Annotated in this window: 9 protein-coding genes; 3 read left to right on the plus strand and 6 right to left on the minus strand. The window is 47.3% G+C overall.

All coding sequences use genetic code 11. From position 1 onward, the window contains the following. Both B5D35_RS22465 and B5D35_RS25345 read left to right on the plus strand, forming a co-directional pair. Nucleotides 1-267: hypothetical protein (locus tag B5D35_RS22465; RefSeq protein ID WP_332870401.1), on the plus strand; the 267-nt coding region annotated here is incomplete at its 5' end. A 4-nt stretch (nucleotides 268-271) separates the two neighbouring features. After that, nucleotides 272-394: a hypothetical protein gene (locus tag B5D35_RS25345; protein ID WP_269809227.1), complete on the plus strand. Its 123-nt coding sequence runs from the start codon at nucleotides 272-274 to the stop codon at nucleotides 392-394. Between the two features lie 163 nt (nucleotides 395-557). Here the strand turns inward: B5D35_RS25345 and B5D35_RS22470 are convergent, their stop codons facing one another. The 6 genes from B5D35_RS22470 to B5D35_RS24175 form a co-directional block, all read right to left on the minus strand. Then, complete coding sequence (locus B5D35_RS22470; RefSeq protein WP_078754657.1) at nucleotides 558-1,040, minus strand: DUF3299 domain-containing protein; 483 nt, start codon at nucleotides 1,038-1,040, stop codon at nucleotides 558-560. Between the two features lies 1 nt (nucleotide 1,041). Then, nucleotides 1,042-2,298: an ABC transporter permease gene (locus B5D35_RS22475; RefSeq protein WP_078754658.1), complete on the minus strand. Its 1,257-nt coding sequence runs from the start codon at nucleotides 2,296-2,298 to the stop codon at nucleotides 1,042-1,044. Further along, on the minus strand, nucleotides 2,295-2,990 hold the full coding sequence (locus B5D35_RS22480; RefSeq protein WP_078754659.1) for an ABC transporter ATP-binding protein: 696 nt from the start codon (nucleotides 2,988-2,990) through the stop codon (nucleotides 2,295-2,297). Before B5D35_RS22480 ends, B5D35_RS22475 begins: the two co-directional genes overlap by 4 nt. A gap of 36 nt (nucleotides 2,991-3,026) precedes the next feature. Continuing rightward, the gene (gene zrgA, locus B5D35_RS22485; RefSeq protein WP_078754660.1) at nucleotides 3,027-3,695 is read right to left on the minus strand and encodes a zinc uptake protein ZrgA; all 669 of its coding nucleotides are present in this window, start codon (nucleotides 3,693-3,695) and stop codon (nucleotides 3,027-3,029) included. A gap of 36 nt (nucleotides 3,696-3,731) precedes the next feature. Further along, a complete protein-coding gene (locus tag B5D35_RS22490) occupies nucleotides 3,732-4,016 on the minus strand; it encodes a hypothetical protein (RefSeq protein WP_078754662.1) in 285 nt (94 codons plus the stop codon). A 280-nt stretch (nucleotides 4,017-4,296) separates the two neighbouring features. Next, nucleotides 4,297-4,794: a hypothetical protein gene (locus B5D35_RS24175; protein ID WP_139367843.1), complete on the minus strand. Its 498-nt coding sequence runs from the start codon at nucleotides 4,792-4,794 to the stop codon at nucleotides 4,297-4,299. A gap of 351 nt (nucleotides 4,795-5,145) precedes the next feature. Between B5D35_RS24175 and B5D35_RS22495 the strand changes: the two genes are divergently transcribed. Beyond that, the coding region (locus B5D35_RS22495; RefSeq protein WP_244556714.1) for a tyrosine-type recombinase/integrase at nucleotides 5,146-5,756 on the plus strand (611 nt) is incomplete at its 3' end.

Raw genomic sequence — 5,756 nt, forward strand, 5'->3', positions numbered from 1 at the left:
ATTAAAAACGCGGTATCGCCATTTACTTGGCGTACCCATCACCAAGGACACACTATGAAATACGTAAACACGCTGCTAAAGCAGCCATCGACCTACAAAGGGCTGGCCCTTCTTGGCTCAATGGCCGCCGTTGCCACTGGAAACGGGCATTTGTTCACAGCAGAAATGACCAATACGGGGATGGTCTACGGCGGCATGATCGGTACGCTAGTGCCTACCGTGTTGGGCCTTTGGGAAACCCTACGTAACGAACACACGGGAGAATAGCAACATGGCCAAGACAGGATTAAAAGCGAACGGAAAACTCAAAAAGGGTTACAAGTTCAAGAAAGGCGGCGGGACGGTGAAGGTCTCGATGACCAAGAAGAAAAAGACACCGCGTAAGCGCAAATAGGCGATCGCCAGAAAAGAAAAGGCCGCTCAAACGAGCGGCCTTTTTATTGTATCTGATAGATACGTGGTCAATTCATGGAAAGGATATAGATTAAATTCATTTAAAACAATTGGTTATATTCGCACATAGAGCACCCTGAGGTGCTTTTTATTGTTTATCTTAATTACTGGTCGTCGTAGGGCTCTATTTCCACACCTTCAAGTAAGTACCCCGCTTGCGCAAGATCGTGAGACATTGTCTGGGTTTTCAATGTGCCAACCACATACACAACATCCCAAAGCGCTTGAACAGGCGCCCCTTTTTCAAACTTCACATACACAATTTGATTGGGCGGAGGTGGCGGAACGTGAATGCAAGCCCCAAAAAATGGCACCAGCAGAAACTCCGTCACCGTATTCGCATCCCCTTCCAGTGGAATAACAAACCCCGGAATTCTCACTTCACTGTTATTCAGTTCAGGCCGAATGTTTCCCACCATACTTTGGCTTGGCTGATCATTGTCGTGATCGATAAAAGGCATGCCACGCTCGTCAAATTGATTGCGCTCTGACTCAGGAATTAAATCCATCCAATCCAACGTCAACGCATCGTCTGCTAATGCCAACGTTGGCAAACAAAGTGTCAGTAATAAAAACCACTTTTTCATACTAAATCCGTATAGTCATGCCGTCAGACAGAGACTGACGGTAAGCACGAAGTGCAGGAACACAGCCGACAAGGAATCCGGCAATCAACACAATGCCAAGTAACATCCACTCGTAACGGGTTAAAAACCCGAAAGAAAGCTGCAAACCGTATTGGCTGAGCACAAAGGGGGTAGCCATCTCTACCAGTAAAAACAGTACTGCTACACCCGCAACAATACCACACACGGTTAACAGCAAAGCTTCACTGACTAGCAAGAGAAATACATGCAACGGCCTTGCGCCAACAGCACGCAGTATGGCCATTTCACGTCGTCTTTCATTCAGGCTCGTCAACAAGCTCGACAGCATTCCTAATAAACCAGCAACCACGACGAACCCCGAAACCACCAGCAGCGCTTGTTCCGCCACTGACATCAGTCCCCACAACTCGTGCAAGGCAATACCAGGCATAATTGCAGTGAGGGGTTCTGCGGTATATTCGTTGATGGTGCGCTGCAAGGCAAATGTCTGGATACGGCTTTTTAAGCCCACGAAGACCGCCGTTATTTGTTTGGGTTGAAGCGAACTAACATCAATGTCGTCTGCTTGGATGTCGGCACCAAGGTTCGCCCCACTCTCCCAGCCAATATGAATGGCTTCAATCGCGGGTAACGATACATGAACACTACGATCGACAGGTGTGCCCGTGGGTGCCAGAACGCCCGTTATTACAAATGGCAGGTTGTCATGGCGGCTGAATTTCCTGTCCGCTAAGCCATGTGCAATCACCACTTCGTCGCCGATTTTATAACCCAGCTTCTTTGCAACTTCAGCGCCAACTACCGTATCAAACAATCCATCAAACGGCTTTCCTTCTGAAAATGTGAGAGGCTGTTTCTTCCCGTATTTGTAGTGTTCGAAGTAGTCTTCTGTTGTACCGACCACCCGAAAACCGCGATGAGAGTCTCCCAAAGAAATGGGTATTGACCACGCCACCGAGGGATGATTTCGAATGTCCTCAACACTTCGCCAATCAATATTGTTAGTGGCATTACCAATACGAAACACCGAGTAAAGCAACAGATTTACCTGTCCGGAACGAGCCCCCACAATAAGATCGGTCGCCGAAATGGTATTGGCAAAACTTTCTTTTGCTTGCGTTCTCAACCGCTCAACACCAATCAACAGTGCCACTGATACCGCGACAGTAAACACCGTCAGCAGTGCCGTCGCTTTACGGTTCTTGAGGCTTTGAACCGCTAACGTGAAAATGGTCATGTGACATCCACTCCCAATGCGCGCGTCGCGTTTAGATCGCTCAAGGCGACACTGCGATCAAAATGCGATTCCAGCGAATGGTCGTGACTGACGAACAGCAAAGACGCCTCCGCGTTCTCACACTCTTTCATCAGTAAAGAAACGAAGGTATTTCGTGAATCAAAGTCCAAAGCTGACGTCGGCTCATCGGCCAACACTAAGGCAGGTTTGCCTATCAAGGCTCTTGCTGCAGCGACACGTTGCTGCTGACCGATACTTAACGACGTCACGGGTTCATACAAACACGCATCCGGTAAGGCCAATCCCAACAAGAGCCTTTTCGCTTCCGCTTCGATGCTCCCTTCCACTTTCTGAGCACGAGAAGACGAAAAACGACACGGCAAGGTGACATTGTCGATCACTGAAAGATAAGGCAAGAGATTAAATTGTTGAAAAATATAGCCCAGATTGTCCGCTCTAAACGCATCACGTTCTGCGTTTTTCAACCGCGTGATATCGGTATCCAACATTTTCAGTCGACCCGATTCAGCCGCGTTGATTCCAGAAATCAAACTAAGGAGTGTGGATTTTCCACTGCCGCTTGCCCCTTTCAGAAAGACTTTTTCGCCTTTCCCCACGGCGAAATTTGCAATATCAATTTGCCATTCACCTTGACCCGGCCACCTGAAACACAGGTTTTCTATTTGCATCATAAAGATAAACAAAGGCCTCACGAAGAGGCCCCCAAGTCAGAATGTAAACGAACGCGCAGCAGGAGAAAGATCGCCAGCCACCACACCTTTATCCGTCAGCGCTTGAACGGTAATCTTTTCCGTTGTACTGAACGTATCAAACCAGTTTGTTGTTACCGTCTTGATTTCAGCAGGATTGTTACAGTTAAAGGTGTACTGCGCTGAAAATTCGCCATGTGATCCTTCTTGTCCATGATCGTCGTGATGATCGTGTCCTGTATGATCGTTATGGTCATCATGCTCATCTATATGCTTATCATGGCTATCGTGGTCGTCATGATGATCGTCATGGCCATGTGCGCTGTGGTCATGGCCTTCGTGGGCATCATGCTCTTCCATTAGCGTTTGCGCGATCTTGTGCTCTATCAGGTTACAGTCGGCTGAGGCGTTAATTGAAAACAAACCCGCCACTGCGGCCAGTTTTTCTTCCGCCTGATGGATCAAATTCGCCTGCTCATTGTTTTCTGGTGCATGCTCAAAACCAACAACATCCGCGCCTGGCGCCGTTATTTCTACTAACAACACATCGCCATCTTGCGCAATGTGCCACTCAACCACACCATGCTGATGTGCTTCATGCTGACGATGTAACGCGTCTTCCGCTGTTACAGTTGCTGCCATACCCAAAGAAATCGCACTCAGTGCAATTAAACCTGCTGTTTTCATAAATACTCCGAAAAAATAATACGTTATCGCTAGAAATTACTTAACGTTTTGATTCGGAGGGTCGCGCGCTTTTGCGATAGGATTACGAAGTGAATAAGAGGAAAACGCGTATTCAAACGCCTCAAAATTGCCGAGCAATGGCGGAATTTGATCAGATGTTGGTGGTGGTGTTGACGTTAAGCCGAGCGCACAAAGTACACAGTGGTGATCAATTGAGGATTCGTGGTGATGGGAGCCTTTGTGCTCTGCAAACGCGATGCCTTGCCACCCGATTAATACGGCGAGCAATATTGGCATTATGTGTCGAAGCAGTGTCGGCATGTCCATCAAATCGATCAGGGTGTAATGTTATAATATAACATTACACCCTGATCGATTTGAAGTGCGACAACGAACAAGACCGATATTGGCTAGCGTCTTTCGACGAGGCCTAGAATTTGTCTCACTTTGGGGCAAAAACGGCTTAGTGTTGGTATTGGTGTCCTAAGGCGTACAGTTCAGGTTTGGCAAATGGGATCAGTACGTACTGATCAGTAAATCGAGCCATTGTCGTTTGTTAAAAGTCTAAGTTCCTCGTACTAGCCAATTACTTTAAACTATGTCATGAAGAAGGTGAAAAAGGCTTACAAGAGTATTGTAACAAGAGACATAACGCAAAACGACGATCCAAATAGCACTCATTAAAATCGATTTTTGTATAAGCGTTTTCGTAATTCCAGCGCCTAGTTTTCAACAAACTTAAAATCATTTCGACTATCCCGCCACCATTAGAAATAGTTGCGACAACTCTGTCTCCATATTTAAAGCAAGGTTTTCCGTTGAACCAAGACGTCGTGCGGACACTCAATATGTAATTCTGGGGGGAAGATAAAGCCCAGCCATATAGCCCAAACGAACCATCAGTTACTTGCTCTACGTTAACTCCATCCAATTCAATTCCACAAGGTGTGACACTCGCAATCTTACCCTCTTTGGGGCAAATAATATCAACAAGCCCAGAGGAGTTTCGTATATAAACTTTAAAATCGAAAGGCATTGATGAACCTATTCTTTCCATTTTTTCATTGGAACAGTCAAGGTAATGCTTTATATACTCCACCAAGAATCCCTTCTACCTATCGTTTGAATAACGGGCATTTACTAACCCATACTGATTGAACTGCCTAAATCACAGCATTTCGATAAAAATACACCCAGAATGGGCGTCCACGTTGATTCTTGTTAGTTCTTAGATATCGGTATCAAAGCCCAAGTCCACGTCACAAGCAGCCTAGCCTCCCATGATGCACCACGTCGGCTTAAGTGGCAAAAGTGATGCTGACAAAAATCGCGCTACTGTTTTTGTATACCTTTAAGACTTTGTTGAACGAAGCCGCTACGCGGCAGAATAACGCCTTACCACCTACGTTTCTCCCAACCCTGCCAAACCGCAGCGGACTGGAGAAACACCATGAACCGTCAACAACAACGGCACTTCGATGCCCTTTATCAACGGCACCTCAATAACTTAACCCTTCAAGGCAAACGGCCCGCCACCATTGATGCCTACTCGCGTGCTGTCCGGCGTATCGCTCAGTTTTTCGATTCTCCCCCTGATAACCTCACCCAGCAACAGCTCAAAACCTACTTCGTGCGCCTTATCGCATCCCACTCTTGGAGTACCGTGAAACTTGACCGCAATGGATTGCAGTTCTTCTACCGCTACACCCTCAATAAACAGTGGCAATGGCTCGATATCGTTAAACCCCCTCAGGTCAAACGCTTGCCCGACATCTTAACCCCCAACGAAGTCGGCTTGCTCATCACCTTCACCCGACAACCTCGCTACCAACGCTTCTTCTACACCCTCTACTGTCTCGGATTACGTTTGGGTGAAGGGCTACAACTCACAGTCGGCGATATCGACAGTGCCAACCATCAGGTGCATGTGCGCAATGCTAAAGGCGGCAAAGACCGCTTGGTGCCGCTGTCGAGTAGACGACACCTGTTACCAAGTGTCGTCCCTCTAAGAACCCAGCGTGCAACTTTCACCGCACTAGGCTCAAGCCTTCACGAAGGCAC

It is taken from the genome of Enterovibrio nigricans DSM 22720, assembly GCF_900167155.1.
Taxonomy (GTDB): domain Bacteria; phylum Pseudomonadota; class Gammaproteobacteria; order Enterobacterales; family Vibrionaceae; genus Enterovibrio; species Enterovibrio nigricans.

What these genes read in the sequence shown, in the direction of transcription:
- B5D35_RS25345 (WP_269809227.1), top strand. Translation starts at nt 272, where the DNA reads ATGGCCAAGACAGGATTAAAAGCGAACGGAAAACTCAAAAAGGGTTAC.
- B5D35_RS22470 (WP_078754657.1), bottom strand. Translation starts at nt 1,040, where the DNA reads ATGAAAAAGTGGTTTTTATTACTGACACTTTGTTTGCCAACGTTGGCA.
- B5D35_RS22475 (WP_078754658.1), bottom strand. Translation starts at nt 2,298, where the DNA reads ATGACCATTTTCACGTTAGCGGTTCAAAGCCTCAAGAACCGTAAAGCG.
- B5D35_RS22480 (WP_078754659.1), bottom strand. Translation starts at nt 2,990, where the DNA reads ATGATGCAAATAGAAAACCTGTGTTTCAGGTGGCCGGGTCAAGGTGAA.
- zrgA (WP_078754660.1), bottom strand. Translation starts at nt 3,695, where the DNA reads ATGAAAACAGCAGGTTTAATTGCACTGAGTGCGATTTCTTTGGGTATG.
- B5D35_RS22490 (WP_078754662.1), bottom strand. Translation starts at nt 4,016, where the DNA reads ATGCCGACACTGCTTCGACACATAATGCCAATATTGCTCGCCGTATTA.